Raw genomic sequence first — 24542 nt, 5'->3', positions numbered from 1 at the left:
AAACCCGCTCCCACCTTTGACCGAGTTTCAACATGAGAATGGGGTCAAATTGTGGGAGCGGGCTTGCCTGCGATGAGGCCCTCACGGTCGCCTCTGTGCAACTGCCAGTCGCCACAGGTCGTGTTTATCGAGATCCCGCTGGGTAAGGTTGTGGATACGGCGCACCAGACGCCATTCCCCACAATAAAAACTGCCGAGTGAGACCTCTTTCATGAAAAGACTGTTCAACCGTTACCTGTTGACCCTCACCGGCGCGGCACTGCTCAGTGCCCAAGCCATGGCCGCCGAACCGGCCTCCTGCAAAAGCATCCGTATGGGCGTGGTCAGCTGGACTGACGTGATCGCCACCTCCGGCATGGCCGACGTACTGCTTAACGGTCTGGGTTACGACAGCAAGCAGACCAGCGCGGTGCAGCAGATCATCTTTGCCGGCATCCGCGACAAGCGCCTGGATATCTTCCTCGGCTACTGGAAGCCGGCGATGGACAACAACATCGCGCCGTTCCTGGCCGCCAAGCAGGTCAAGGTCTTTGACAAACCCAGCCTGGCCGATGCCCAGGCCACCCTGGCCGTGCCGCAGTACGTGGCTGATGCGGGCCTGAAGACCTTCGCCGACATCGCCCGCTTCAAGGACAAGCTGGGCGGCAAGATCTATGGGATCGAGCCTGGCAGCGGTGCCAACACCGATATCCAGAAAATGATCGACACCAACCATTTCGGCCTCGGCGGCTTCAAGCTGGTGGCCTCTGGTGAAGCGGGCATGCTGGCGGCGGTGCAACGTGCGGTGAACCGCAAGGAATTCGTGGTGTTCGTCGGCTGGACCCCGCACCCGATGAACATCAACATGAAAATGACCTACCTCACCGGCAGTGAAGACGTGTTTGGCCCCGACGAAGGCCGCGCCACCGTGTCCACCGTCACCGCGCCGGACTTTGCCGAGCGCTGCCCGAATGCCAACCGCTTGCTGGAAAACCTCACCTTCACCGCTGCCCAGGAAAGCCAGCTGATGGTGCCGATCATGGAGCGCCAATCGCCGCAGGATGTGGCCAAGCAATGGTTGCGTGATCATCCCGAGGATTTGCAGCGCTGGCTGGCCGGCGTTACGGCATTTGATGGCAAGGATGGCGTGGCGGCCGTACAGGCCAGCCTGAAACCCTGAGCAGAGCACATATCCAAATGTGGGAGCGGGCTTGCTCGCGAAGGCGGTGTGTCAGTCAATTCATTTATGGCTGATACACCGCCTTCGCGAGCAAGCCCGCTCCCACAGTTTGATCTTCACTGATAGGGATATTCGCGCATGTATCCAATTTCTCCGCAGCTTGCTGCCTTTGTCGCCAAAACCGAATCCTTCACCAGCGATGACTCATCCCTGGCCGGTTTGCGCCAGAACTATGACCGCATGTGCCGCGCATTCACCCCGCCACGGCCAGAAGGCCTGTTCATCGAGGACTTCTGCCTCGGCGATGTCGGCGTACGCAGCTACCTGCCTGAGGCACCCGCGCCTTCCGAAGGCTGGCCCTGCCTCCTTTATATGCACGGTGGCGGCTGGGCCGTCGGCGGCCTGGATTCCCACGATTTCATCTGCTTCGAACTGGCCAAGGCCCTCAACGTGCTGGTGATCGCCATCGATTATCGGCTGGCGCCCGAGTATCCGTTTCCGGCCGCCTACGAGGATTGCCGGGCCGTGTGGCAAGCGATTCAGGCGAGCGAGGCGCCGCAGCCGATTGACCTGCGGCGCCTGGCGGTGGTCGGTGACAGTGCCGGCGGAAACCTGGCCGCGGCCTTGTGCCTGGGCTTGCGCGATGACAGCCAGCCGCTGCCCCGTGCCCAGGTCTTGATCTACCCGGGGCTGGGCGGCCCGGCCGATTTGCCCTCGCGCCGTGATTGCAGGGATGCGCCCTTGCTCAGCAGTGCCGACACCGAGTCGTACCTGGCGCTTTACCTGCAGGGGGCCAACCCGCCGTCGCCGTATGCCATGCCGCTGCTGGCCAAGGATTTCGGCGGGTTGCCCAAGGCGCTGATCGCCGTGGCCCAGTTCGACCCGCTGCGCGATGACGGCATGCTGTATGCCGAGCGCTTGCGCGGGGCAGGGGGCGATGCGGTGCTGTATCCGGGGAAAGGCCTGGTCCATGGCTGCCTGCGCGCGCGTGGGCAAGTACCGGAAGTGGACCGGCTTTATGACTACCTGTTGTATTACCTGAGGAGCGAAGGGCTGACACAGGTCTAAGTGCTCAAGGACATGCTCATTGCACAATTCGGGTTTATAGTGCCAGACGGCAAAATAATAGACGTCCCCCCAGGGATGAACCCGACACCCTACGGAGCGCGCAATGCAGACTTGGTACCCGCAGATCAAACCCTACGCCCGGCACGATCTGGCCGTCGATGACATCCACACCCTGTACGTCGATGAAAGTGGCTCCCCCGAAGGCTTGCCCGTCGTATTCATCCATGGTGGCCCCGGCTCCGGTTGCGACGCCAACAGCCGCTGCTATTTCGACCCGAACCTTTACCACATCGTCACCTTTGACCAGCGTGGCTGCGGGCGCTCCACGCCCCGCGCCAACCTGGAAAACAACACCACCTGGGACCTGGTCGCCGACATGGAGCGCATCCGCGAGCACCTGGGCATCGACAAGTGGGTGCTGTTTGGCGGTTCCTGGGGCTCGACCCTGGCCCTGGCCTACGCGCAAACCCATCCGGAGCGCGTGCTCGGCCTGATCGTGCGCGGCATTTTCCTCGCCCGGCCCCAGGACATTGAGTGGTTCTACCAGACCGGTGCCAGCCGTATGTTCCCGGACTACTGGCAGGACTATCTGGCGCCGATCCCGCAGGATGAGCGGCACGACCTGCTCGGCGCCTACCACAAGCGCCTGATCGGCAACGACCAGATTGCCCAGATGCACGCGGCCAAGGCATGGTCCACCTGGGAAGGTCGCATGCTGGGCCTGTGCCCGAACCAGGCGCAGGTGGAGCGTTTTGCCGAACCCCAGCGGGCGCTGTCCATCGCGCGCATCGAGTGCCACTACTTCACCAACAACTCCTTCCTGGAGCCGAACCAGCTGATTCGCGATATGCACAAGATCGCCCATCTGCCTGGCGTCATCATTCACGGGCGCTACGATATGATTTGCCCGCTGGATAACGCCTGGGAATTGCACCAGGCGTGGCCCAACAGTGAGCTGCAGGTGATCCGCGAGGCCGGCCATGCCGCGTCCGAGCCGGGCATCACCGATGCGCTGGTGCGCGCAACCGGCGAAATGGCACGGCGCCTGCTTGATCTGCCGCCAGAAGAAGCATGAAGGGGTTGTTACAAAGGGTGCGCGGCGCCCGGGTCGAAGTCGCGGGCGAAGTGGTCGGGGCGATTGACCAGGGTTTGCTGGTGTTGGTAGCCGTCGAGCCGGGCGATACGCCCGAGAGCGCCGACAAACTGTTGCACAAGCTGCTTAACTATCGGGTGTTCAGCGACGACGAGGGCAAGATGAACCTGTCCTTGAAGGACATCGGCGGCGGTTTGCTGCTGGTGTCGCAGTTCACCCTGGCGGCGGATACCAAGAGCGGGCTGCGGCCAAGCTTCTCCACAGCGGCCCCCCCGGCCCTGGGAGCAGCGCTTTTCGATCACTTGCTGTTACAAGCGCAACAATTGCATGGCAAGGTGGCGTCGGGGCGTTTTGGCGCTGATATGCAGGTGAATTTGGTCAATGATGGCCCTGTGACCTTCCTCTTGCAGACGTGAATGTATTAAAAACGACTTTTAATGCCTAAAAACGCAGGGTTTCGCTACAAATACTTCGTTGTCCCTGATGCGTTGTTTCGCGGGCTACTAGATAATCGCGCGCTACGGGGATCAGCGTTGTTTGGTCCATTTTTGACTTAGGTAGAGACTTGTCCGATAGCCAATGGGGAATCATTTTGCCCCAGGGGAGTCGGAACAATGCTCGCCAACCTGGCATATAGATAGCTGGCCGTTGGTTTTTTGATCTGTTTTCGGCGAGGGTTGCTCGTGATTGTTAGTCCCTGTAATGCACCAAAATTGTCTGCCAAACGGTTACGAAACGCACTGGTGACGGGCTCCGCCCTGTTTTGCCTGTTCGGCGCGGGTCAACTGTGGGCATTCAGTCTGGATGATGTGTCGGCCAAGGCAAAAGAGCTGGCCGGGCAGAAATACGAAGCTCCGCGCAGCAATCTGCCGAACGAATTCCGCGAAATGAAATTCGCTGACTACCAGAAGATTCGTTTCCGCAACGAAAAAGCCGAGTGGGCCGATCAGAACACGCCGTTCAAGCTGTCCTTCTATCACCAGGGCATGCACTTCGACACGCCGGTGAAGATCAACGAAGTCACCGCCGACAGCGTCCAGGAAATCAAGTACGACCCGACTCGCTTCGATTTCGGCGACGTGAAGTTCGATCCTAAAGCCACCGAGCAGCTGGGTTACGCCGGCTTTCGTGTGCTGTACCCGATCAACAAGGCCGACAAGCAAGACGAAATCATGACCATGCTCGGCGCCAGCTACTTCCGCGTCGTGGGCAAGGGCCAGTCCTATGGCCTGTCCGCCCGCGGCATGGCGATCGACACGGCATTGCCGTCCGGCGAAGAATTCCCGCGTTTCACCGAATTCTGGATCGAGCGTCCGAAACCGGGTGAGAAGCAGCTGGTGATCTTCGCCCTGCTGGATTCGCCACGGGCCACGGGCGCCTACCGCCTGACCCTGCGTCCGGGCAGCGACACCATCGTCGACGTCAAATCCCAGATGTTCCTGCGCGACAAGGTCAGCAAGCTGGGCGTTGCCCCGTTGACCAGCATGTACCTGTTCGGCGCGAACCAGCCGTCCAAGGTCCTCAACTACCGTCGCGAGCTGCATGACTCCAGCGGCCTGTCGATCCATGCCGGCAACGGCGAGTGGATCTGGCGCCCCCTGAACAACCCTAAACACCTGTCGGTCAGCAATTTCAGCGTGGAAAACCCGCGTGGATTCGGCCTGTTGCAACGGGGTCGCGACTTCAGCCACTACGAAGACCTCGACGACAACTACGACAAGCGCCCGAGCGCCTGGATCGAGCCTGAAGGCGACTGGGGCAAGGGTTCCGTCGACCTGGTAGAGATCCCGACCGCCGATGAAACCAACGACAACATCGTTGCGTTCTGGAGCCCGGCCGAGCTGCCGAAAGTCGGCGAGCCGCTGGATGTCAGCTACCGCCTGCACTGGACCATGGACGAAAAAGCCCTGCACCCGGCCGACAGCGCCTGGGTCAAGCAGACCCTGCGTTCCACCGGTGACGTGAAGCAATCCAACCTGATCCGCCAGCCTGACGGCAGCGTGGCCTACCTGGTGGACTTCGAGGGCCCGTCCCTCAAGGCCTTGCCATCGGACGCCCCGGTGCGCAGCCAGGTCAGCGTGGGTGATAACGCCGAAGTCGTTGAAAACAGCGTGCGCTACAACGAGCACACCAAAGGCTGGCGCCTGACCCTGCGCATGAAGATCAAGGACGCCGGCAAGCCGACCGAGATGCGTGCGGCCCTGGTCCAGGATATCGTGAAGCCGGAGCCTGAGAAGGTCTCGACCCAAGTGCTCAAGGCCGACAAGGTCCTGGCCAAGCAACACGAGAAACAGGCCAAGAAAGACGCCAAAGATGCAAAAGACAAGGAAGCCAAGCAGCCAGAAGCTGCCCCAGCCACACCGGAGCCGGAAAAGACCGAACAAGTCCTGACCGAGACCTGGAGCTATCAGTTGCCTGCCGATGAGTAATTCTCAAGCCACGCCAGAGACTCTGTCCGAGTACCTGGCGCACCTCCCGATGACCGCCGAGCAGCGCGCCGAACTGGCGGGCTGCACGTCCTTCAGCGAGCTGCATGAACGCCTGTCGTCCAAGACTTTCGACGCACCGACCGACGCTGCGCAAGCGTCGGTGGGCACGCGCCTGACCCTCAGCACCGCCGAAGAGCTGCAAGACGCTGAAATGCTGGCGCTCGATGCCAGTGGCCGGGTGTGCCTGAAGGCCACGCCGCCGATCCGTCGGACCAAGGTGGTGCCCGAGCCATGGCGCACCAATATCCTGGTGCGCGGCTGGCGCCGCCTGACCGGTCGCACCAATCCGCCCAAACCGCCGAAAGACGAGCGTGTGCTGCCGGCTGCGCGCTGGCGCACCGTGGGGTCGATCCGCCGTTACATCCTGCTGATCCTGATGCTCGGCCAGACCATTGTGGCCGGCTGGTATATGAAGGGCATCATGCCGTACCAGGGCTGGTCGCTGGTCGACTTCGACGAGATCCGCAACCAGACCCTGCTGCAAACCGCCACCCAGGTGCTGCCTTACGCCCTGCAAACCAGCATCCTGATCATGTTCGGGATCCTGTTCTGCTGGGTGTCGGCCGGTTTCTGGACTGCGCTGATGGGCTTCCTGGAACTGCTGACCGGTCACGATAAATACCGGATCTCCGGTAAAAGTGCCGGTGACGAGCCGATTCCGAAAGACGCCCGTACCGCGCTGGTGATGCCGATCTGTAACGAAGACGTACCCCGGGTATTCGCCGGTTTGCGTGCAACCTTCGAATCGGTGGCCGCCACAGGCGACCTGGACCGTTTCGACTTCTTCGTGCTCAGCGACAGTAACGACGCCGACATCTGCATCGCCGAACAGCAAGCCTGGCTCGACGTATGCCGCGAAGCCGGTGGTTTCGGCAAGATCTTCTATCGCCGCCGTCGCCGTCGTGTGAAACGCAAGAGCGGCAACCTCGACGACTTCTGCCGTCGTTGGGGCGGTGAATACAAGTACATGGTGGTGCTCGACGCCGACAGCGTGATGAGCGGCGAATGCCTCACCAGCCTGGTGCGCCTGATGGAAGCCACGCCGGATGCCGGGATTATCCAGACCGCGCCCCGTGCGTCGGGTATGGACACCCTGTATGCGCGCATGCAGCAGTTCGCCACCCGTGTGTATGGCCCGCTGTTCACTGCCGGCCTGCACTTCTGGCAACTGGGTGAATCCCACTACTGGGGTCACAACGCAATCATCCGCATGAAGCCGTTCATCGAGCACTGCGCCTTGGCGCCGTTGCCGGGCAAAGGTGCGTTTGCCGGTGCGATCCTTTCCCACGACTTCGTTGAAGCCGCGCTGATGCGCCGTGCCGGCTGGGGCGTGTGGATTGCCTACGACCTGCCGGGCAGCTACGAAGAACTGCCGCCGAACCTGCTGGACGAACTCAAGCGTGACCGTCGCTGGTGCCACGGTAACCTGATGAACTTCCGCCTGTTCCTGGTCAAGGGCATGCACCCGGTGCACCGCGCGGTGTTCCTGACTGGCGTGATGTCCTACCTGTCGGCGCCGTTGTGGTTCTTCTTCCTGGTGTTGTCCACCGCGCTGCTGGCGGTGAACACCCTGATGGAGCCGCAGTACTTCATGGCCCCGCGCCAGTTGTACCCACTGTGGCCGCAATGGCACCCGGACAAGGCGGTGGCGCTGTTCTCCACCACTATCGTGCTGCTGTTCCTGCCCAAGTTGCTGAGCATCATCCTGATCTGGGCCAAGGGCGCCAAAGAGTTCGGCGGCAAGTTCAAAGTCACTTTGTCGATGCTGCTGGAGATGCTGTTCTCCATGCTGCTGGCACCGGTGCGGATGATCTTCCACACCCGTTTCGTGCTCGCCGCGTTCCTCGGCTGGGCCGCGACCTGGAATTCGCCGCAGCGTGACGATGACTCCACTCCGTGGGGCGAGGCGGTCAAGCGTCACGGCCCACAGACCGTGCTGGGCTTCCTCTGGGCGCTGCTGGTGGTGTGGTTGAACCCGAGCTTCCTGTGGTGGCTGATCCCGATTGTCGGCTCGCTGATGCTGTCGATTCCGGTGTCGGTGATTTCCAGCCGGGTCAAGCTGGGCCTCAAGTCCCGCGACGAGAGCCTGTTCCTGATCCCTGAGGAATACAACCCGCCGCAAGCCCTGCTGTCGACCGAGAAGTACACCCACGAAAACCGTTGGCATGCGCTCAACGACGGCTTTATTCGTTCAGTGGTCGACCCGCAGCAGAACGCCTTGGCCTGTGCTTTGGCGACTTCGCGTCACCGCGAGGCGGAGCCGATCGAGTACCTGCGCCTGGAGCGCGTTCGCCACGCGTTGAAAGTCGGCCCGGCCGGCCTCAACAACGGTGAACGCCTGGCCTTGCTCAGCGACCCGGTCGCCTTGGGCCGCCTGCACGAGCAGGTGTGGAGCGAAGGGCATGCCGAGTGGCTCGGCGCATGGCGCCAGTCGATCAAGGCTGATCCGCACGCGCCGTTGCTGCCCCTGCAACCGCAGTCACCGCAGGCCCAGACGGCCTGATTCAGACGCCCCCGGGGTTCCTCTCGGGGGCGCTTTGAGCGCGGGTCCTACAGCGTTTCCTGCCGCTTCCTGTTGGCGCTAACTCCTTGTTATTTCGAAACAAAAGTCCCCGGATCAGGGCGTATTGTCGTGCCCGTGGCTGGGTTAGGATCGCCCCCGAAATTTGATTCGGCTACGGGGGGATTCATGATCAACAGGTATTGTTCGGCATGGTTGATCGGCGCTATCGCGTTGATCCAGGTGGGCCTTGCGCAGGCGGGGGCCATCGATGACGCCGTTCGGCGCGGTGTGCTGAAAGTCGGTACCACACCCACCTACATGCCTTTCGAAATGATCGATAAACACGGGCAGATCGTGGGCTTTGAGATCGATCTGCTCCAGGCCATGAGCCAGGCGCTGGGTGTTGAGCTTGAATTGGTGGCTGTGCCTTATGGCGACCTGCTGCCGGGATTGGCGGCGAAGAAGTTCGACCTGATCGGCAGCGGCATGACTGTCACCCAAGAGCGCAACCTGAAGCTTAACTTCAGCGACTCCTTCATCGTGGTGGGCCAGACCGTACTGCTGCACCCCAGCGTTGCCGGTCGGGTCGGTAGCGTAGAAGACCTTGATGAAGCCGGTTATCGCATCGCTGTCAGCGAAGGCACCACGGGGGAGTTGGCGGCGCGACGATTCCTGGGGGCCGCACAAGTGACCCGTTTCGCGAACCCGGAAGACGGCGTCAGGCAGGTGGTGGAGGGCAAGGCCGATGCTTTTATCCACGACGCCCCCTACAACCTGATCGCGCTGGCCAGGCCGGAAAACAGCGCGCTGCTGTCCCTTGAACAGCCCTTCACCTTCGAGCCGCTGGCTTTTGGCTTGAAAAAAGGCGATTACGACAGCGTCAACTGGATCAACCATTTCCTCAACCAAGTGGCCCAGGATGGGACCTACGATCGGTTGCACGACAAGTGGTTCAGGGAGACCGACTGGATGACGGAAATCGACTGAAGTCATAACTGCTTACACATCAATTGCTTGCAGGATCGGTTCGGCAACACGTCTACATCTGCGTTGCGCTGCACCGTTGTGGGGCTTTTCCGACATACGCGGATAACAAATACCCGTGAAACCTTTGTGACGGGAGGCGAGTGGGTTAGGATCGCACCCCGAAATGGTGCAGCCCTTTTTATGCGCCGACCTTACAAGAATCGTTCAGGGGACTTGATGATGAAAAAGTATCTTTCGATGCTGATGCTTGGCGTCACCGCATTGGTTGCCGCCACTGCGGCCCAGGCCGGCGCCATCGATGATGCAGTCAAGCGCGGCACGCTGAAAGTCGGTATGGACCCGACCTACATGCCGTTCGAAATGACAGACAAACGCGGTGAAATCATCGGCTTCGAAGTCGACATCCTCAAGGCCATGGCCAAGTCCATGGGCGTCAAGCTGGAGCTGGTGTCTACCGGTTACGACGGCATCATCCCGGCCTTCCTGACCGGCAAGTTCGACATGATCGGCAGCGGCATGACCCTGACCCAGGAGCGCAACCTGCGTCTGAACTTCAGCGAACCCTTCATCGTGGTGGGCCAGACCCTTCTGATCCGCAAGGACCTGGAAGGCACTATCAAGTCCTACAAAGACCTGAACGACGAGAAATACCGCCTGACCTCCAAGCTGGGCACCACCGGCGAGATGGTTGCCAAGAAGCTGATCTCCAAGGCCAAGTACCACGGCTACGACAACGAACAGGAAGGCGTGCTGGACGTGGTCAACGGCAAGGCTGATGCCTTTGTGTATGACGCGCCGTACAACGTGGTTGCCGAGAAAAAGGTCGGTAACGGCAAGCTGGTGTTCCTCGAAGAACCCTTCACCTTCGAACCCCTGGCGTTCGGCCTGAAAAAAGGCGATTACGACAGCATCAACTTCATCAACAACTTCCTGCACCAGATCCGCAACGACGGCACCTACGATCGCATCCATGACAAGTGGTTCAAGAGCTCCGAGTGGCTCAAGGACATGGAATAAGGCTGGTTTGTAGTGAGCGGGCTTGCCCCGCGCTGGGTGGCGAAGCCGCCCCAAATCCATACACCTCGGCCTTTCTGAAATACCGCGGCGTCTGGTCTTAGGGCGGCTTCGCCACCCAGCGCGGGGCAAGCCCGCTCACTACACAAAGGCGCTTGCCTTAGACTTTTTTGGATGTTGAGTAATGAAACAGAAAAAAGCCCAATGGCCCTGGCACCTGCTGACCGTGGTCGTGCTGGTCGGCCTGGCTGGCGCCTTGTACTACGCCACGTCGCTGATGTCCTACGAGTGGCGCTGGAACCGCGTACCGCAGTACTTCGCCTATCAGGCTGAAACGTCCCAACGCGCGGCCGACATCTCCACTGTGGTTGAGCTGGTGCGCAAAGGCGATGTGGCTGAAGTCACCCTGCGCAACGACGCGGGCGCCGAGCAAAAGCTCACCGTTGCCGACAACAGCCTGCAAGTGGCACGCGGCGATGACGTGGCCGAAGGCGACGTGATCGGCGTGACCCGGCAGTGGGCGCTGGGGCCGTTGATGTGGGGTTTGTGGACCACGCTGTGGTTGTCGGTGGTGTCCGGCATCCTGGGCCTGGTGATCGGCTTGGCGACCGGCCTGTGCCGCTTGTCCAGCAACCCCACGTTGCGCGATCTGTCGACGATCTACGTCGAACTGGTGCGGGGTACGCCGCTGCTGGTGCAGATCTTCATTTTCTATTTCTTTATCGGCACGGTGCTCAACCTGTCCCGGGAGTTTGCCGGCATCGCGGCGCTGTCGCTGTTCACCGGTGCCTATGTGGCGGAAATCGTGCGGGCCGGCGTGCAGTCCATCACCCGTGGCCAGAACGAAGCTGCTCGTTCCCTGGGCCTGAGTGCCAGCCAGTCGATGCGCCATGTGGTGTTGCCGCAAGCCTTCAAACGCGTGTTGCCGCCCCTGGCCGGGCAATTTATCAGCCTGGTGAAGGACACCTCGCTGGTCTCGGTGATCGCGATTACCGAACTGCTCAAGAGCGGCCGCGAAGTGATCACCACCTCGTTTTCGCCGTTTGAAATCCTGTTCTGTGTGGCAGGCCTGTACCTGCTGATCAACCTGCCGCTGTCGAAAATGGCCAGCCGGCTTGAGCGGAGGCTCGCGCAAAGTGATTGAAGTCCGCGATCTGGTAAAAGTCTTCGACACCCGTGGGCAGGTGGTGCGCGCGGTGGACAACGTGAGCACCCAAGTGGCCAAGGGCGAAGTGCTGGTGGTGATCGGCCCGTCGGGTTCCGGTAAGTCCACGTTCCTGCGCTGCCTCAATGGCCTGGAGGAATTCGACTCGGGCTCGGTGAGCATCGACGGCCTGCAACTGGCCGACCCAAAGACCGATGTGAATGCCTACCGCCGCGAAGTCGGCATGGTGTTCCAGCATTTCAACCTGTTCCCCCACATGACTGTGCTGGAAAACCTGTGCCTGGCCCAGAAGGTCGTGCGCAAGCGCAGCAAGAAAGAACGCGAAGCCAAGGCCCTGGCCCTGTTGGAAAAGGTCGGCATCGCACAGAAGGCCAACGAGTTTCCGTCGCGCCTCTCTGGCGGTCAGCAGCAACGGGTGGCCATTGCTCGGGCCCTGGCGATGGACCCCAAGGTGATGCTGTTTGACGAACCCACCTCGGCGCTGGACCCAGAAATGGTCGGTGAAGTCCTGGACGTGATGAAGACCCTGGCCCTGGAAGGCATGACCATGGTCTGCGTCACCCATGAAATGGGCTTTGCCCGCGAAGTGGCCGACCGGGTGCTGTTCTTCGACCATGGCAAGCTGCTCGAAGACGCCGCCCCGGCCGAGTTCTTCGACGCGCCGAAAGACCCTCGCGCCCAGGCATTTTTGCGCCAGGTGTTGTGATCTTCAGAGCCTGAACTTGCCGACCAGTGTCTGCAGGTTCAGGCTCAGTTGTGTCAGCTGGGTACTGGCTGCGGCTGTTTCGTCGCTGGCGGCGGCTGTCTGTTCCGACACCTGCTTGACCTTCAATACGCTGCGATTGATGTCCTCGGCCACCAGGCTTTGCTCTTCGGCGGCAGCGGCGATCTGCGGGTTCATTTCCTGGATGACCGACACCGTGCGGGCGATGGCGGCCAGGGCGTCTCCCGCGTCGCGGGTCAGGCCCACGCTGCAGTCGGTCAGGCTTCGGCTGTTGTCTATCATGTCGGCGACTTGCTGGGTGCCCGTGTGCAGCCTCAGGATCAACCCTTCGATCTCTTCGGCTGATTCCTGGGTGCGCTGCGCCAGGCTGCGCACCTCGTCGGCCACCACCGCAAACCCTTCGCCCGCCGGCCCGGCCCGCGCCGCTTCAATGGCGGCATTCAGGGCCAGCAGGTTGGTCTGCTGGGACACGGACTTGATCACGTCCAGCACGCTGCCGATCTTCTGGCTTTCTTGTTGCAGTGCCAGCATCGCGCGGCCGGAGCGTGCCATTTCGCTGGCCAATTGACCGATTTGCTCAATGGCCAGGGTTACCACCTTGTCGCCGGTGCCAGCTTGCCTGTCGGCCTCAGTGGCCGCCGTCGAGGCGTGTTCGGCATGCCGAGCGACTTCCTGGGCGGTGGCGAGCATCTGGTTCATTGCCGTGGCGACCTGATCGGTTTCGTCGCGCTGGTTGTTGATCCCGGCACGCGTCTGCTCGGCCGCCGTCGACAACTGTGTGGCAGCACTCGCGACTTGCCGGGCGCTGTCGCCGATACCACTGATCAGGCTGCGCAGGTTCTGGGTCATCTGGGCGATGCTCTGTTGCAGTTGGCCGAGCTCATCACGGCGCTCGTCTTGAAGGGTATGGCTCAGGTCGCCGTCGGCGATGCGGTTGGCAGCGGCCAGGGTTTTACGCAGCGGCACCACGATTTGCCGGGCGATCCACCACGCAGCAAGGCTGCCCAGCACCAAGGCCGCGAGGGTGATGCACACCAGCAGCGTGTGTGTCTGGCGTGCGTCATTGTCGCCCTTGAGCACTTGGTCCTGGCTCAATTGCTCGCTCTGCTCAAGCAGTCTGTTGAGCTGCTGCTCAAAGCGATTTTGCACGGCTTCGGTGCTGAGCTGGGCGTCCTTGAGCGCGGTGAGTTGCGTGCGGTACGCCGCCAGGTCCACCTTGAGCACCGTGGCGTCCACAGGAAGCGCAGTCACTGCAGCCAGCGCCGTTTCCAGGGCGTCGAGGGTCTGGCTGATGCTGTGTGCGTAAGCTTGCAACGATTCGGCGGACCAGGCCGGGCGTTGGGCGCGTTGCTCGGCCTGGGCGATGGCCTGGCGCAGGTTCTCGATGGCGTCCAAGGCGGTCTGATCGTGCTGGTCGGGCAATTCGCTGGCCAGTTGGGCCAACGTGTCGCTGGCCTGGAGCGCAGTTTTTTGCACCGGGCTGCGGGTGTTCTCTCGATGTTCGATCAAGGGCGGCAGTTGTGTCAGCGCGGTTTTGAATGCATTGACCAGCTCAATGGCTTGTTGCGCGCGTGACAGGTCGTCCGGGTCTTTGAGTCGGCTGGAGAGATAGGCCAGTTGCTGGTCGATCGTTTCGATCTGGCGGTGCATTTTGTCCAGGCTGGCCGTATCGGTGAGGGTGCGATACACGATGCGATCGGCCCGCATGGCCTGCGCAACGGCGGTCAGCTTGCCCAGCACGGTCAGGTTGCCTGAGCGGTCAAGCGCAGCGCTCAGCGCCTGCCAACCGGTGATCGCGATGATAAGGCTGAGGATCAGCACCTGGCCAAAGCCCAGGATCAGTTTGAGCGTGACACTGGCATTGCCCAGCAGGCGGGTCAGCCGACGAAACATGGGGAGCCTCCGAATCAGACAAAGCGTTCAGTGCTGACGCTAATTCGATTCGAGGGCGGGCGGGGGGCATGGAGGGATGATAAGCGCGTAGGAGATTTCACAAGTTGCTGGCACGCGGCGGCCGGGAGCGGTCGCCGCGTACAGCGGGTCAGACGCGGAAGCGCCCGACCAGGGTTTGCAGGTAGATGCCCAGGCGCGCGAGCTCGGCGCTCGACGCTGCGGTCTCCTCGCTGGCTGACGAGGTTTGCTCAGACACGTCGCGCACATTCAACACGCTGCGGTTGATCTCTTCGGCCACGGCGCTTTGTTGCTCGGCGGCGGTGGCGATCTGCGAGTTCATCGCCTGGATGGTCGAGACCGTACGGGTGATATTGCCCAGCGCATCGCCGGCACGGCGGGTCAGTTCGACGCTGCTGTCGGTGAGGCCGCGGCTGTTGTCCATGATCGTTGCCACCTGCTGGGTGCCGCTTTGCAGGCCGACGATCAGCTCCTCGATCTCTTCGGTGGACTTCTGGGTGCGTTGTGCGAGGCTGCGCACCTCGTCGGCCACCACGGCGAAGCCTCGCCCCGCCTCACCGGCACGGGCGGCTTCAATCGCTGCGTTGAGGGCCAGCAGGTTGGTTTGCTGGGCTACTGACTTGATCACGTCGAGCACGCTGCCGATCTTGTCGCTTTCACGCTGCAGGTGGCCCATGGCCTCGGTGGAATGGCCCACCTCGGTGGCCAGGCGTTCGATCTGGGCGATGGCTTCGCCGACCACCTTGTCGCCTTCACGGGCCTGCTGATCGGCGGCCACGGCGGCTTCGGAGGCCTCCTCGGCGTTACGCGCCACTTCTTGCACGGTGGCGGCCATTTCGTTCATGGCGGTGGCCACCTGGTCGGTCTCGACCTTCTGGCTGTTGACCCCGGCGCTGGTCTGCTCCGTCACGGCCGACAGTTGCTCGGCGGCGCTGGCGATCTGGGTGACGCCGTCGCTGATGCCGCCGATCAATTCGCGCAGGCCTACGGTCATGCTTTGCATGGCGCGTTGCAACTGGCCCAGTTCGTCCTGGCGCAGCGAGTCGAGGTTGTGACTCAGGTCGCCCGAGGCGACCTGCTCGGCGACCTTGAGGGTCTGGTTCAGCGGGATGACGATCTGACGGGTGATGGCCCAGGCGGCGACCATGCCGAAGATCAGCGCCAGGGCGGTCGCCAGCAGCAACAGGTTCTTGGCCTGCGCAGCATCGGTATCACGCACCACGGTTTGGGAGACGGTGAGTTTGTCGCTGTTGCCCAACAGGATATCGCCCTGGGCGGTCATGACGACCAAGGCGGCTGCGCTGGCTGTTTGAGAATCACGGTATTGGCTGACGGCGGCACGGTAGGCCTGCAACGACACACCGGCCTCTTGCAGGTTGGCCTGGTACGGCTCGGGCAATTGGCCTTGCAGCTCAGTGATTTTCTTCAGGGCGTTGTCGATGGCGTCGAGCGCGGGCTGTTCAGCGTCGGTCTTGCCGCTGTAGGTGTAGCCGCGGACCTGGAAGCGCGATTGCTGGATCAACTTGCTCAGGTCGACCACGCTATTGAACTGGGTGACGCTGTCGCCTTGCAACAGGGCTTTTTCAATCTCGTTGATCTTGGCCACGGCGTTGTCGGCGGTGTCACCGAGCTTGCTGCGTGCGCCTTCACGCTTGAGGCCGGCCTGCACCATGGCGCCGAAGGCTTTTTTGTATTGGTTGAGGGCGTCCAGTTGCTGTTCAACCAGAGCCTTGTCGTCGGGTTGCTCGATCAGGGTTTCGGCGGTTTTCAGGCCGCTGTCCAGCTTGGCTATCAGGTCGTTGACGGCGCCTGTGCCTTGCTCGCCGCGACGGGTCTCGAAGTCCAGGCGCGCCAGGCGCAGGTCCTTGGTCAGGCCGTTGAGGCTGGAGATAAAGCCCAGTTTATCGCCGCGACTGGTCACATCGCCCAGGCCGGTCCAACCGGTGAAGGTGATCAACAGCGTCAGGATCAACACCAAGCCAAAGCCAATGGCCAGCTTTCGATTGACGCTCACATTCCCCAGTTTTTCGGCTAACAGACGATACATGCTGCAATCTCCTTTGGAACAAGGCTTGGACTTATTCAAAGGCTATCGGCTGCGTAGGAAGATTCTGTAGCGACAGAGATTCACTGTGGGAGCGGGCTTGCCCGCGATAGCGGTGCATCAGTCACAGGTCGGCTGGCTGATACACCGCTATCGCAGGCAAGCCAGCTCCCACACAAGCTGGCTCCCACAGGGGTCGATGGGTGGTTAGAAGAGGCGGGCGAGCAGGGCGGTGACGGCGGTTTCGACGCGCAGGATGCGTGCGCCAAGCTGCACCGGTTGCAGGCCGGCCTTGGCCAGCAGGTCGACTTCGTAGGGGATCCATCCGCCTTCCGGGCCGATGGCCAGGGTGACCGGCTCGTCCAGCCCACGCGGGCACGCCGGGTAGTCGCCCGGGTGGCCGATCAGCCCCAGGGTGCCTTCGGCCATGGCCGGCAGGCGGTCTTCGACGAACGGCTTGAAGCGCTTTTCGATGATGATCTCGGGCAGCACCGTGTCGCGTGCCTGTTCCAGGCCGAGGATCAGTTGCTCACGGATCGCCTCAGGCTCCAGGAATGGGGTCTGCCAGAAGCTCTTCTCGACGCGATAGCTGTTGACCAGCACCACCTTTGGCACGCCCATGGCGGCCACGGTCTGCAGCACCCGACGCAGCATCTTCGGGCGCGGCAGGGCCAGCAGCAGGGTCAAGGGCAGTTTGGCGGGCGGCGGTTGGTCGAAGCTCACTTGCAGTTCGGCTTCGCCGGCGTCCAGGCGCAGCAACTGGGCATTGCCCATCAACCCGCCAATGCGGCCGACGCGCAGGCTGTCGCCGACGGCCGCACGGTGGACTTCCTGCATGTGCACCAGGCGCCGGTCACGCAGCACCACACGGTCGGCCGCAATGAAGTCGGCCTCTTCCAGTAACAGCAGGTTCACGGCTGGGTCGCTGGCGGCTGGTCGTCGTCGGCAGGCTGGTCATCCGGGTGGTCGCCACGCTTGCTGATCAGGCTGCCGAACAGGATGCCGATCTCGAACAGCATCCACATCGGCACGGCCAGCAACGTCTGCGAGAAGATGTCCGGCGGCGTGAGGATCATGCCGACCACGAAGCAGCCGATGATCACGTACGGGCGGATCTTCTTCAGGTACTTGACGTCGACCACGCCGATCCACACCAGCAGCACCACGGCCACGGGGATTTCGAAGGCCACGCCAAAGGCGAAGAACAGCGTCATCACGAAGTCGAGGTAGCTGGTGATGTCGGTCATCATTTCCACGCCGGCCGGGGTGGCCGCGGCGAAGAACTTGAAGATCAACGGGAACACCAGGAAGTAGGCGAACGCCATGCCGGTGTAGAACAGCAGGATGCTCGACACCAGCAGCGGCACCGCGATGCGCTTCTCATGCTTGTACAGGCCCGGTGCGATAAAGCCCCAGATCTGGTGCAGGATCACCGGGATCGCCAGGAACAGCGACACCATCATGGTCAGCTTCAACGGCGTGAGGAACGGCGAGGACACGTCGGTGGCGATCATCGTCGCGCCAGCCGGCAGGTACTGGCGTAGCGGCGTGGAGACGAAGGTGTAGATCTGCTGGGTAAAGGCGAACAGCCCGGCAAAGATGATGAAGATCGCCGCTACACAGCGCAGCAGGCGGGTACGCAGCTCGGTGAGGTGCGAGACCAGCGGCATGTGCTGGTCGTTTTCCGGTTTATCAGCGCTCATGGGGCTCGCGGCGGCAATGTAGGGTCATGGGGAGCGGGCGCCGCGACGGGCGCCGGCGCAGGCTCAGTGGGGCTGTGGGCGGCCGGTGCCGGGGCGGGTTCCACCACGGGTGGCACCTGGGCCACGGGCGGCGGCGCGATGCTTTGCTCGGCCACAGGTTCGGCCGGTTTGGCAGGCTCCTGCACCGGGGAGAGAATCTTGCGCGCTTCCTGCTCCAACGAAAGGATGTGCTCGTTGTGCAGTTGGCGACGAATCTCGTCGGCGCCGATTTCCCGTTCAACTTCCTGTTTGATGGCGTTGAAACTGCGTTTCAGGCGCCCGATCCACAGGCCGGCCGTGCGCGCGGCGCCGGGCAGGCGTTCCGGCCCCAGCACCAGCAGGGCAACAAGGCCGACGAGGAGCAGTTCAGAGAAGCTGATACCAAACATTAGTCAGTGCTCACGAGTCTTTGCGGGTCGGCTCTTCGACTTTTTCAGCCTGCACGTCGAAGGTACGACGCTCGGTGATCGGCTGGGTGGCCTGCGGGTGCACAGGTTGCGCCGGTGGAACCGGGTTGGCGGCCGGGTCGGCAGGCTTCTCGTCGTCGTTCATGGCTTTACGGAAGCCCTTGATCGATTCGCCCACGTCAGTGCCCAGGTTCTTGAGTTTCTTGGTGCCGAACACCAGTACCACCACCACCAGAATGACGATCCAGTGTTTCCAGTCAAAAATGCCCATGCTGCAATTCCTCTGTGAAAGTTATTCAGGCGGACGGGCGCGAGGCCTTTTCGGCATGCCCGGACAAGCCGAAGCGACGGTCCAGTTCATCCAGCACTGCCTGCGGATGCTGCCCCAGTTGGGCAAGCATGACCAGGCTGTGGAACCACAAATCAGCGGTTTCGTAGATCACATCGCTGCAGTCGCCGCTGATTTGCGCGTCCTTGGCGGCGATGATGGTCTCGACGGATTCTTCGCCGAGCTTTTCCAGGATCTTGTTCAAGCCCTTGTGATACAGGCTGGCGACATAGGAGCTGTCGGCGTCCGCGCCTTTGCGGTCCTCCAGCACCTGGGCCACGCGGTTCAGGGTATCGCTCATGTTCAGTGTCCTGCCGAGTAGATGGCGTGCGGGTCTTTGAGCACCGGCTCGACGGTCTTCCATTCGCCGTTTTCGAACACGCGATAGAAGCAGCTGTGACGGCCAGTGTGGCAAGCGATGTCGCCGATCTGCTCGACCATCAGGATCACCACGTCGGCGTCGCAGTCCAGGCGCATCTCGTGCAGGGTCTGCACGTGCCCGGACTCTTCGCCCTTGCGCCACAGTTTGCCACGCGAGCGTGACCAGTAGATGGCGCGCTGCTCAGCGGCGGTAAGGCTCAGGGCCTCGCGGTTCATCCAGGCCATCATCAGCACGCGCCCGGTCTTGTAGTCCTGGGCAATGGCCGGCACCAGGCCGTCACTGTCCCACTTGATCTCGTCCAGCCAGTCTTTCATGTTCGGCTCCGGCAATTTGCGACAGTGTATAACCGGATTGGCTATCGACGCACGATCAGATAAACACCCACGGCGACCATGATGCCGGCCGGCCAGTGGCCCAATTCGTTCAGCGGCCCGCCGAGGGCGAGTACTGCGCCACCCACCAGGTGCGCGGCGCCCAGCAGGCGCAGGAACCAGTCGTCCTTGCGACGGTGCCACGGCGGCGCGGGGTCCTTGGCGTGGGGCTGGGACATGCGCTCCAGCAGGTCGCGGGTCATGTTGGCCAGGTGCGGCAGCTGTTCGAACTGGCTGTGCAGGTTGCCGATCAGGGTTTTCGGGCTGACCCGCTCGCGCATCCAGCGTTCGAGGAACGGCTGGGCGGTGTTCCACAGGTCGAGGTCCGGGTACAGCTGGCGGCCCAGGCCTTCGATGTTCAGCAAGGTTTTCTGCAGCAATACCAACTGCGGCTGCACTTCCATGTTGAAGCGTCGTGCGGTCTGGAACAGGCGCATCAACACCTGGCCGAAAGAAATATCTTTTAACGGTTTTTCAAAGATCGGCTCGCACACGGTGCGGATCGCCGCTTCGAATTCGTTGAGCTTGGTTTCGGCCGGCACCCAGCCCGAATCGATGTGCAACTGCGCCACGCGACGGTAGTCGCGCTTGAAGAAGGCGAACAGGTTGCGGGCCAGGTAATCCTGGTCTTCCGGGGTCAGGCTGCCGACGATGCCGCAGTCGATTGCAATGTACTGCGGGCTCCACGGGTTCACGGTGCTGACGAAGATGTTGCCCGGGTGCATGTCGGCATGGAAGAAACTGTCGCGGAACACCTGGGTGAAGAAGATCTCCACGCCGCGCTCGGCAAGCATCTTCATGTCGGTGCGTTGGTCGGCCAGGGTGGCGAGGTCGGTGACTTGCACGCCGTAGATGCGCTCCATCACCAGCACCTTGGGGCGGCACCAGTCCCAATACACTTGGGGCACGTACAGCAGCGGCGAACCCTCGAAGTTGCGCTTGAGCTGGCTCGCGTTGGCGGCTTCGCGCAGCAGGTCGAGTTCGTCGTAGATGGTTTTTTCGTAGTCGGCGACCACGTCCACCGGGTGCAGCAGGCGGGCATCGGCGCTGAAGCGCTCAGCGGCGCGGGCGAGGATGAACAACCATGCCAGGTCCTGGCCGATGATCGGCTTGAGGCCCGGGCGAATCACCTTCACCACTACCTCTTCGCCGGTTTTCAGCTGGGCGGCGTGGACCTGCGCCACGGAGGCGGAAGCCAATGGGTCGACATCGAAGCGGCTGAAGACGTCACTGATCTTCTTGCCCAATTGCTCTTCGATCAATTTCATCGACTGCTGGGAATCGAACGGCGGCACGCGGTCCTGCAGCAGCATCAGCTCGTCGGCGATGTCTTCGGGCAGCAGGTCGCGGCGGGTCGAGAGGATCTGCCCGAACTTGATGAAGATCGGCCCCAGGTCCTGCAGCGCCAGGCGCAGGCGTGCGCCCCGGCTCAGCTCCAGCGGCTTGCGCGGGAACCAGCGCCACGGCAGCACGTAGCGCACCGCCAGCAGGAACCACGGCAGGGGCAGGGCGAACAGCAGGTCATCGAGGCGGTAGCGGATTACGACGCGCTGGATACGAAACAGACGGCGGACGGCGAGCAGCTTCATGCGTTATCGCTTGGATCAAGGGAACGGCTCAGGCGCTCGAAGCGGGCCTCAAGGCGTTCCAGGTCGATTTTGGCCTTGTCGAGTTCACGAAAGCGCGCTTGCGCTTCCCGTTCTCCGACCAGGGTGCGCGATTCTTCGCTCAGGTATTCGGCGAGGTTCTGGTTGAGGCTGGCGAACCCTTGTTGGTACCAGCGCGTGCGGCTGCGCAGGTGCCCGCTGATCAACTGGGTGGCCACGGGGCCGATCCAGCGCGACAGTTCGTATTCCCAGTCCAGTTCCAGGTCTTGCAGCACGGCGGCCAGGTCCATCAGCACCGAACTGTCACCTTCGAGCTCCACCTCGGCGCTGTGCAGGATGGCAGTCTTGTTGCGGCTCAGGGCCAGGTGCAGCAGGCTCGATGCTGGCGCACGCAGGGTGCAGTCGGCGTCGGCAGCCCAGTCGCTGGCGAGCAGCAGGCCTTCATCGCTGGGCAGGATAAACAGCTGCAAGGCGGGGCTCGTGCAGTCGACGGCAATGATCTTGCCGTTCAAGTGCGCGAGCCGCGCCAGGGCGGTGCTGTCCAGGCGCAGCACACGGTTGATACCGTGCTCGACGCTGGCGAGAAGGCCTGCGAACAGCATCAGGGCTTGATGCCGCGGTGCAGGGCAACGATGCCCGAGGTCATGTTGTGGTAGGTCACGCGGTCGAAGCCGGCTTCTACCATCATCGACTTCAGGGTTTCCTGGTCGGGGTGCATGCGGATCGATTCGGCCAGGTAGCGGTAGCTCTCGGCGTCATTGGTGATCAGCTTGCCCATCAGCGGCATGAAGGCGAAGGAGTAGGTGTCGTAGACCTTGGACATCAGCGCGTTGGTCGGCTTGGAGAACTCCAGCACCAACAGGCGGCCGCCCGGCTTGAGCACGCGCAGCATCGAGCGGATCGCGTCTTCCTTGTGGGTCACGTTGCGCAGGCCGAAGGCAATGGTCACGCAATCGAAATGGTTGTCCGGGAACGGCAGCTTCTCAGCGTCGGCCTGGACGAACTCGATATTGCCGGCTACGCCTTTATCCAGCAGGCGGTCACGACCGACCTTGAGCATCGAGCCGTTGATGTCGGCCAGTACCACTTGGCCAGTGGGGCCCACCAGCTTGGAAAACTTGGCGGCCAGGTCGCCCGTGCCGCCGGCGATGTCCAGCACGCGGTTGCCGGCGCGCACACCCGACAGCTCGATAGTGAAGCGCTTCCACAGGCGGTGCATGCCGCCCGACAGCACGTCGTTCATCAGGTCGTACTTGGCCGCGACGGAGTGGAACACCTCAGCGACTTTTTCCGCTTTCTGGCTTTCCGGAACGTTCTTGAAGCCGAAGTGAGTGGTGGGTTCGGCATCGCTGCCTTTGCGCTGGTCAGTCATATCGCTGTCACCAAAAGAGAATGCGGGACATGATAATCCCCACGACCTGCTTTGTCTTGGCAAGGCTCAATGTCGTGAGCGGGCTTGCCCCGCGCCAGGCTTCGAAGTGGCCCCAAACCAGGGCCCCAGGTCTTTCTGAAACACTGCGGTGGCCTTGCGTTCGGCGCGGGGCAAGCCCGCTCACTACAACCATCGGGGTAAGATAGGCGGCGACCGAGACCTTTTGCCGCATGGCAGGTATCCATACCGTTATAAAAGAGGAGTCATTGCAATGGCCCGTATTACCGTTGAGCGTGCACATACCCTGGGTAAAGAAGGCGCGCGGGCAAAAGCCGACAAGTTGGCAGGCAAACTCAAGGAACAATATGGCCTGGAGTCCACATGGTCTGGCGATACCTTGAACCTCAAGCGTTCAGGCGTTAAAGGCACCGTGTCGGTGGCCGAGGACTCCCTGCGTATTGATGTGGAACTGGGCCTGTTGATGTCGGCCATGAGTGGCACTATCAAGTCCGAAATCGAGAAAGCCCTGGATAAGGCACTGGCCTGATCCGGGTCTTCTTAGGGTGCCGATTCTAATTTTTCTGCCTACTTTGTGCCCAAGCCCTCAACTCCTGCGGGCCGTTCCTCAACCTTTTTTGCGTGAGGTGTGCCATGGCCAAAGTTATTTTGAAGAAAAAAATCGACGTTCAGTCCACCGCCCTGAGTGACGTTAAACGCTATGCCCGCAAGATCTGGCTGGCGGGTCTTGGCGCCTATGCCAAGGTCGGCAGCGAAGGCAGCGAGTACTTCAAAGAGCTGGTCAAGAAGGGTCAACATGTTGAAAGTAAAGGTAAAAAAGTTGTGGTTGAACAACTTGATGCCGCCAACAGTCAGATTGACCAAGTAAAGAGTAATGTCTCAAGCGTCAAAGGCCTGGTTGAAGTTCAACTGGATAAAGTTGAAAAAGCTTTTGACATACGCGTTGCAAGTGCCTTGAATCGGATCGGCATTGCGTCTAAACATGACGTGGAGACACTCTCTGCTAAGCTCGAAGAGCTGACGACATTGCTAGAACGTGTCGCGCGTAAACACTAAGGAGACATCGGGATGGCTGTTAAAAAGACTACTCAGAAAGAAGGCAGCTCGTGGGTCGGGGAAGTTGAAAAATATTCCCGTAAGATCTGGCTTGCTGGTTTAGGCGTGTACTCGAAGGCTAGCATTGGTGAAGGCAAAAAACTCTTCGAGTCTTTGGTCAAGGACGGCGAGAAAGCCGAGAAGTTGACCAAAAGCACAGTCGGTAAAACAGTTGAAGCGGCCAAGGCAACTGCCGGTTCCGCCAAGTCGGGTATTTCTGACACCTGGGGCAAGTTGGAAGAAACTTTCGACAAACGCCTCAACAGTGCGATTTCGCGACTGGGCGTACCCAGCAAGGCAGAGCTGAAGGCACTGCACAGCAAGGTCGACACGTTGACCAAGCAAATCGAAAAGCTCACCGGTGCCAAAGTGGCCCCTGTGAAAACGGCTGCCGCCAAACCTGCTGCCAAGCCGGCCGCTAAAACCGCAGCGGCCAAGCCCGCAGCGAAAACTGCAGCCAAGCCTCTGGTAAAAGCTGCTGCCAAACCGGCTGCAAAACCTGCGGCCAAGGCACCCGCCAAAGCCGCCGCTAAACCGGCTGCCAAGCCTGCGGCTAAAACAGCAGCGGCAAAACCGGCTGCCAAGCCTGCCGCTAAACCCGTGGCCGCTAAAGCCGCTGCCAAGCCGGCGGCTAAACCTGCCGCCAAGGCCGCTGCAAAACCGGCCGCCAAGCCAGCAGCTAAAACCGCAGCCGCTAAACCTGCTGCCAAGCCCGCTGCTGCGAAACCTGCAGCCAAGCCGGCCGCCGCGAAACCGGCTGCTAAACCTGCGGCCGCCAAGCCTGCGGCAAAACCAGCCGCCGCGAAGAAACCAGCGGTAGCGAAAAAACCAGCAGCGGCCAAGCCTGCTGTTGCGGCCAAGCCAGCAACTGCGGCACCTGCCGCTTCCACAGCCAACTCGGTGTCCGCACCGACCCCTGCTGCTGTGACCCCGACTGCATCGCCGGCAACCCCGACGCCATCCAGTCAGTCCTGATTTTTTCAGGACACACAAAAAATGCCCGGCCTGTGAAGGTCGGGCATTTTTTATGGTGGTGCTTTCAATGACACAACACATCCAACAG

At 61.6% G+C, this 24542-nt stretch carries 24 protein-coding genes and 1 pseudogene; 13 read left to right on the top strand and 12 right to left on the bottom strand.

The window, feature by feature from the left end; translation table 11 throughout:
* The first annotated feature begins 211 nt into the window (after positions 1 to 211).
* From M2394_RS13020 to M2394_RS12975, 10 genes are all read left to right on the top strand, one after another.
* Positions 212 to 1159 carry a choline ABC transporter substrate-binding protein gene (locus M2394_RS13020; protein WP_259172745.1) on the top strand — a complete coding sequence of 316 codons (948 nt, stop codon included), beginning with the start codon at positions 212 to 214 and terminating at the stop codon, positions 1157 to 1159.
* A 138-nt stretch (positions 1160 to 1297) separates the two neighbouring features.
* Positions 1298 to 2227 (top strand): alpha/beta hydrolase, encoded by a 930-nt coding sequence (locus M2394_RS13015; protein WP_259172744.1) that lies wholly within the window; start codon positions 1298 to 1300, stop codon positions 2225 to 2227.
* A gap of 103 nt (positions 2228 to 2330) precedes the next feature.
* A complete protein-coding gene (gene pip, locus M2394_RS13010) occupies positions 2331 to 3302 on the top strand; it encodes a prolyl aminopeptidase (RefSeq protein ID WP_178918568.1) in 972 nt (323 codons plus the stop codon).
* Positions 3299 to 3736 (top strand): D-aminoacyl-tRNA deacylase, encoded by a 438-nt coding sequence (dtd, locus tag M2394_RS13005; protein ID WP_259172743.1) that lies wholly within the window; start codon positions 3299 to 3301, stop codon positions 3734 to 3736. The genes pip and dtd overlap by 4 nt, the downstream gene beginning before the upstream one ends.
* Before the next feature lie 324 nt (positions 3737 to 4060).
* Entirely contained in the window at positions 4061 to 5749 is a 1689-nt protein-coding gene (locus M2394_RS13000; RefSeq protein ID WP_218646893.1) for a glucan biosynthesis protein G, read from the top strand.
* Positions 5742 to 8312 carry a glucans biosynthesis glucosyltransferase MdoH gene (gene mdoH, locus M2394_RS12995; RefSeq protein ID WP_259172741.1) on the top strand — a complete coding sequence of 857 codons (2571 nt, stop codon included), beginning with the start codon at positions 5742 to 5744 and terminating at the stop codon, positions 8310 to 8312. The genes M2394_RS13000 and mdoH overlap by 8 nt, the downstream gene beginning before the upstream one ends.
* 186 nt (positions 8313 to 8498) lie before the next feature.
* Positions 8499 to 9299 (top strand): transporter substrate-binding domain-containing protein, encoded by an 801-nt coding sequence (locus M2394_RS12990; protein WP_178918572.1) that lies wholly within the window; start codon positions 8499 to 8501, stop codon positions 9297 to 9299.
* A gap of 219 nt (positions 9300 to 9518) precedes the next feature.
* Complete coding sequence (locus M2394_RS12985) at positions 9519 to 10316, top strand: transporter substrate-binding domain-containing protein (RefSeq protein WP_060767882.1); 798 nt, start codon at positions 9519 to 9521, stop codon at positions 10314 to 10316.
* Positions 10317 to 10497: 181 nt separating this feature from the next.
* Positions 10498 to 11457, top strand: a complete 960-nt coding sequence (locus tag M2394_RS12980) for an amino acid ABC transporter permease (RefSeq protein WP_178918573.1) — start codon at positions 10498 to 10500, stop codon at positions 11455 to 11457.
* The gene (locus M2394_RS12975; RefSeq protein WP_178918574.1) at positions 11450 to 12184 is read left to right on the top strand and encodes an amino acid ABC transporter ATP-binding protein; all 735 of its coding nucleotides are present in this window, start codon (positions 11450 to 11452) and stop codon (positions 12182 to 12184) included. The genes M2394_RS12980 and M2394_RS12975 overlap by 8 nt, the downstream gene beginning before the upstream one ends.
* Positions 12185 to 12187: 3 nt before the next feature.
* Here the strand turns inward: M2394_RS12975 and M2394_RS12970 are convergent, their stop codons facing one another.
* The 12 genes and pseudogenes from M2394_RS12970 to ubiE all read right to left on the bottom strand — a co-directional run bounded on the left by M2394_RS12970 (position 12188) and on the right by ubiE (position 22366).
* Positions 12188 to 14095, bottom strand: coding sequence for a methyl-accepting chemotaxis protein (locus M2394_RS12970; RefSeq protein WP_259172739.1), 1908 nt, complete (start codon positions 14093 to 14095; stop codon positions 12188 to 12190).
* A gap of 148 nt (positions 14096 to 14243) precedes the next feature.
* Positions 14244 to 14957: a methyl-accepting chemotaxis protein gene (locus M2394_RS30490; protein ID WP_405046574.1), complete on the bottom strand. Its 714-nt coding sequence runs from the start codon at positions 14955 to 14957 to the stop codon at positions 14244 to 14246.
* Between the two features lie 144 nt (positions 14958 to 15101).
* Positions 15102 to 16160: pseudogene (locus M2394_RS30485) on the bottom strand (methyl-accepting chemotaxis protein); the annotation flags it as partial.
* A gap of 204 nt (positions 16161 to 16364) precedes the next feature.
* Complete coding sequence (locus tag M2394_RS12960) at positions 16365 to 17072, bottom strand: 16S rRNA (uracil(1498)-N(3))-methyltransferase (RefSeq protein ID WP_178918577.1); 708 nt, start codon at positions 17070 to 17072, stop codon at positions 16365 to 16367.
* On the bottom strand, positions 17069 to 17860 hold the full coding sequence (gene tatC / locus M2394_RS12955) for a twin-arginine translocase subunit TatC (protein ID WP_176997247.1): 792 nt from the start codon (positions 17858 to 17860) through the stop codon (positions 17069 to 17071). Before tatC ends, M2394_RS12960 begins: the two co-directional genes overlap by 4 nt.
* Complete coding sequence (gene tatB / locus M2394_RS12950) at positions 17857 to 18288, bottom strand: Sec-independent protein translocase protein TatB (RefSeq protein ID WP_178918578.1); 432 nt, start codon at positions 18286 to 18288, stop codon at positions 17857 to 17859. The genes tatC and tatB overlap by 4 nt, the downstream gene beginning before the upstream one ends.
* Before the next feature lie 10 nt (positions 18289 to 18298).
* Positions 18299 to 18577: a twin-arginine translocase TatA/TatE family subunit gene (locus tag M2394_RS12945; protein WP_003171180.1), complete on the bottom strand. Its 279-nt coding sequence runs from the start codon at positions 18575 to 18577 to the stop codon at positions 18299 to 18301.
* Between the two features lie 25 nt (positions 18578 to 18602).
* A complete protein-coding gene (locus tag M2394_RS12940; protein WP_003209299.1) occupies positions 18603 to 18935 on the bottom strand; it encodes a phosphoribosyl-ATP diphosphatase in 333 nt (110 codons plus the stop codon).
* Between the two features lie 2 nt (positions 18936 to 18937).
* Positions 18938 to 19330, bottom strand: coding sequence for a phosphoribosyl-AMP cyclohydrolase (gene hisI, locus M2394_RS12935; protein WP_178918579.1), 393 nt, complete (start codon positions 19328 to 19330; stop codon positions 18938 to 18940).
* Positions 19331 to 19371: 41 nt separating this feature from the next.
* On the bottom strand, positions 19372 to 20976 hold the full coding sequence (gene ubiB, locus M2394_RS12930; protein ID WP_178918580.1) for a ubiquinone biosynthesis regulatory protein kinase UbiB: 1605 nt from the start codon (positions 20974 to 20976) through the stop codon (positions 19372 to 19374).
* A complete protein-coding gene (locus M2394_RS12925; protein WP_259172735.1) occupies positions 20973 to 21596 on the bottom strand; it encodes an SCP2 domain-containing protein in 624 nt (207 codons plus the stop codon). Before M2394_RS12925 ends, ubiB begins: the two co-directional genes overlap by 4 nt.
* Positions 21596 to 22366, bottom strand: coding sequence for a bifunctional demethylmenaquinone methyltransferase/2-methoxy-6-polyprenyl-1,4-benzoquinol methylase UbiE (ubiE, locus tag M2394_RS12920; RefSeq protein WP_060754560.1), 771 nt, complete (start codon positions 22364 to 22366; stop codon positions 21596 to 21598). Before ubiE ends, M2394_RS12925 begins: the two co-directional genes overlap by 1 nt.
* Positions 22367 to 22637: 271 nt before the next feature.
* On the opposite strand from ubiE, the gene M2394_RS12915 reads away from it, so the two are divergent.
* The 3 genes from M2394_RS12915 (at position 22638) to M2394_RS12905 (ending at position 24454) form a co-directional block, all read left to right on the top strand.
* Positions 22638 to 22913, top strand: a complete 276-nt coding sequence (locus M2394_RS12915; RefSeq protein ID WP_178918582.1) for a polyhydroxyalkanoic acid system family protein — start codon at positions 22638 to 22640, stop codon at positions 22911 to 22913.
* A gap of 104 nt (positions 22914 to 23017) precedes the next feature.
* Entirely contained in the window at positions 23018 to 23440 is a 423-nt protein-coding gene (locus tag M2394_RS12910; RefSeq protein ID WP_178918583.1) for a phasin family protein, read from the top strand.
* A 12-nt stretch (positions 23441 to 23452) separates the two neighbouring features.
* On the top strand, positions 23453 to 24454 hold the full coding sequence (locus M2394_RS12905; RefSeq protein WP_259172734.1) for a phasin family protein: 1002 nt from the start codon (positions 23453 to 23455) through the stop codon (positions 24452 to 24454).
* Positions 24455 to 24542 lie beyond the last annotated feature (88 nt).

Origin of the sequence: Pseudomonas sp. BIGb0164 (genome assembly GCF_024810135.1) — a bacterium.
GTDB lineage: Bacteria > Pseudomonadota > Gammaproteobacteria > Pseudomonadales > Pseudomonadaceae > Aquipseudomonas.
Note: the sequence above shows the minus strand (reverse complement) of the source record. Positions and strands in the feature narration are given on the sequence as shown.

Bases quoted from the DNA above. Each gene is read 5' to 3' on its own strand.
- M2394_RS13020 (WP_259172745.1), top strand. From the start codon at position 212: ATGAAAAGACTGTTCAACCGTTACCTGTTGACCCTCACCGGCGCGGCA.
- M2394_RS13015 (WP_259172744.1), top strand. From the start codon at position 1,298: ATGTATCCAATTTCTCCGCAGCTTGCTGCCTTTGTCGCCAAAACCGAA.
- pip (WP_178918568.1), top strand. From the start codon at position 2,331: ATGCAGACTTGGTACCCGCAGATCAAACCCTACGCCCGGCACGATCTG.
- dtd (WP_259172743.1), top strand. From the start codon at position 3,299: ATGAAGGGGTTGTTACAAAGGGTGCGCGGCGCCCGGGTCGAAGTCGCG.
- mdoH (WP_259172741.1), top strand. From the start codon at position 5,742: ATGAGTAATTCTCAAGCCACGCCAGAGACTCTGTCCGAGTACCTGGCG.
- M2394_RS12990 (WP_178918572.1), top strand. From the start codon at position 8,499: ATGATCAACAGGTATTGTTCGGCATGGTTGATCGGCGCTATCGCGTTG.
- M2394_RS12985 (WP_060767882.1), top strand. From the start codon at position 9,519: ATGAAAAAGTATCTTTCGATGCTGATGCTTGGCGTCACCGCATTGGTT.
- M2394_RS12980 (WP_178918573.1), top strand. From the start codon at position 10,498: ATGAAACAGAAAAAAGCCCAATGGCCCTGGCACCTGCTGACCGTGGTC.
- M2394_RS12970 (WP_259172739.1), bottom strand. From the start codon at position 14,095: ATGTTTCGTCGGCTGACCCGCCTGCTGGGCAATGCCAGTGTCACGCTC.
- M2394_RS30490 (WP_405046574.1), bottom strand. From the start codon at position 14,957: ATGAACGAAATGGCCGCCACCGTGCAAGAAGTGGCGCGTAACGCCGAG.
- tatC (WP_176997247.1), bottom strand. From the start codon at position 17,860: ATGAGCGCTGATAAACCGGAAAACGACCAGCACATGCCGCTGGTCTCG.
- tatB (WP_178918578.1), bottom strand. From the start codon at position 18,288: ATGTTTGGTATCAGCTTCTCTGAACTGCTCCTCGTCGGCCTTGTTGCC.
- M2394_RS12945 (WP_003171180.1), bottom strand. From the start codon at position 18,577: ATGGGCATTTTTGACTGGAAACACTGGATCGTCATTCTGGTGGTGGTG.
- M2394_RS12940 (WP_003209299.1), bottom strand. From the start codon at position 18,935: ATGAGCGATACCCTGAACCGCGTGGCCCAGGTGCTGGAGGACCGCAAA.
- hisI (WP_178918579.1), bottom strand. From the start codon at position 19,330: ATGAAAGACTGGCTGGACGAGATCAAGTGGGACAGTGACGGCCTGGTG.
- ubiB (WP_178918580.1), bottom strand. From the start codon at position 20,976: ATGAAGCTGCTCGCCGTCCGCCGTCTGTTTCGTATCCAGCGCGTCGTA.
- M2394_RS12925 (WP_259172735.1), bottom strand. From the start codon at position 21,596: ATGCTGTTCGCAGGCCTTCTCGCCAGCGTCGAGCACGGTATCAACCGT.
- ubiE (WP_060754560.1), bottom strand. From the start codon at position 22,366: ATGACTGACCAGCGCAAAGGCAGCGATGCCGAACCCACCACTCACTTC.
- M2394_RS12915 (WP_178918582.1), top strand. From the start codon at position 22,638: ATGGCCCGTATTACCGTTGAGCGTGCACATACCCTGGGTAAAGAAGGC.
- M2394_RS12910 (WP_178918583.1), top strand. From the start codon at position 23,018: ATGGCCAAAGTTATTTTGAAGAAAAAAATCGACGTTCAGTCCACCGCC.
- M2394_RS12905 (WP_259172734.1), top strand. From the start codon at position 23,453: ATGGCTGTTAAAAAGACTACTCAGAAAGAAGGCAGCTCGTGGGTCGGG.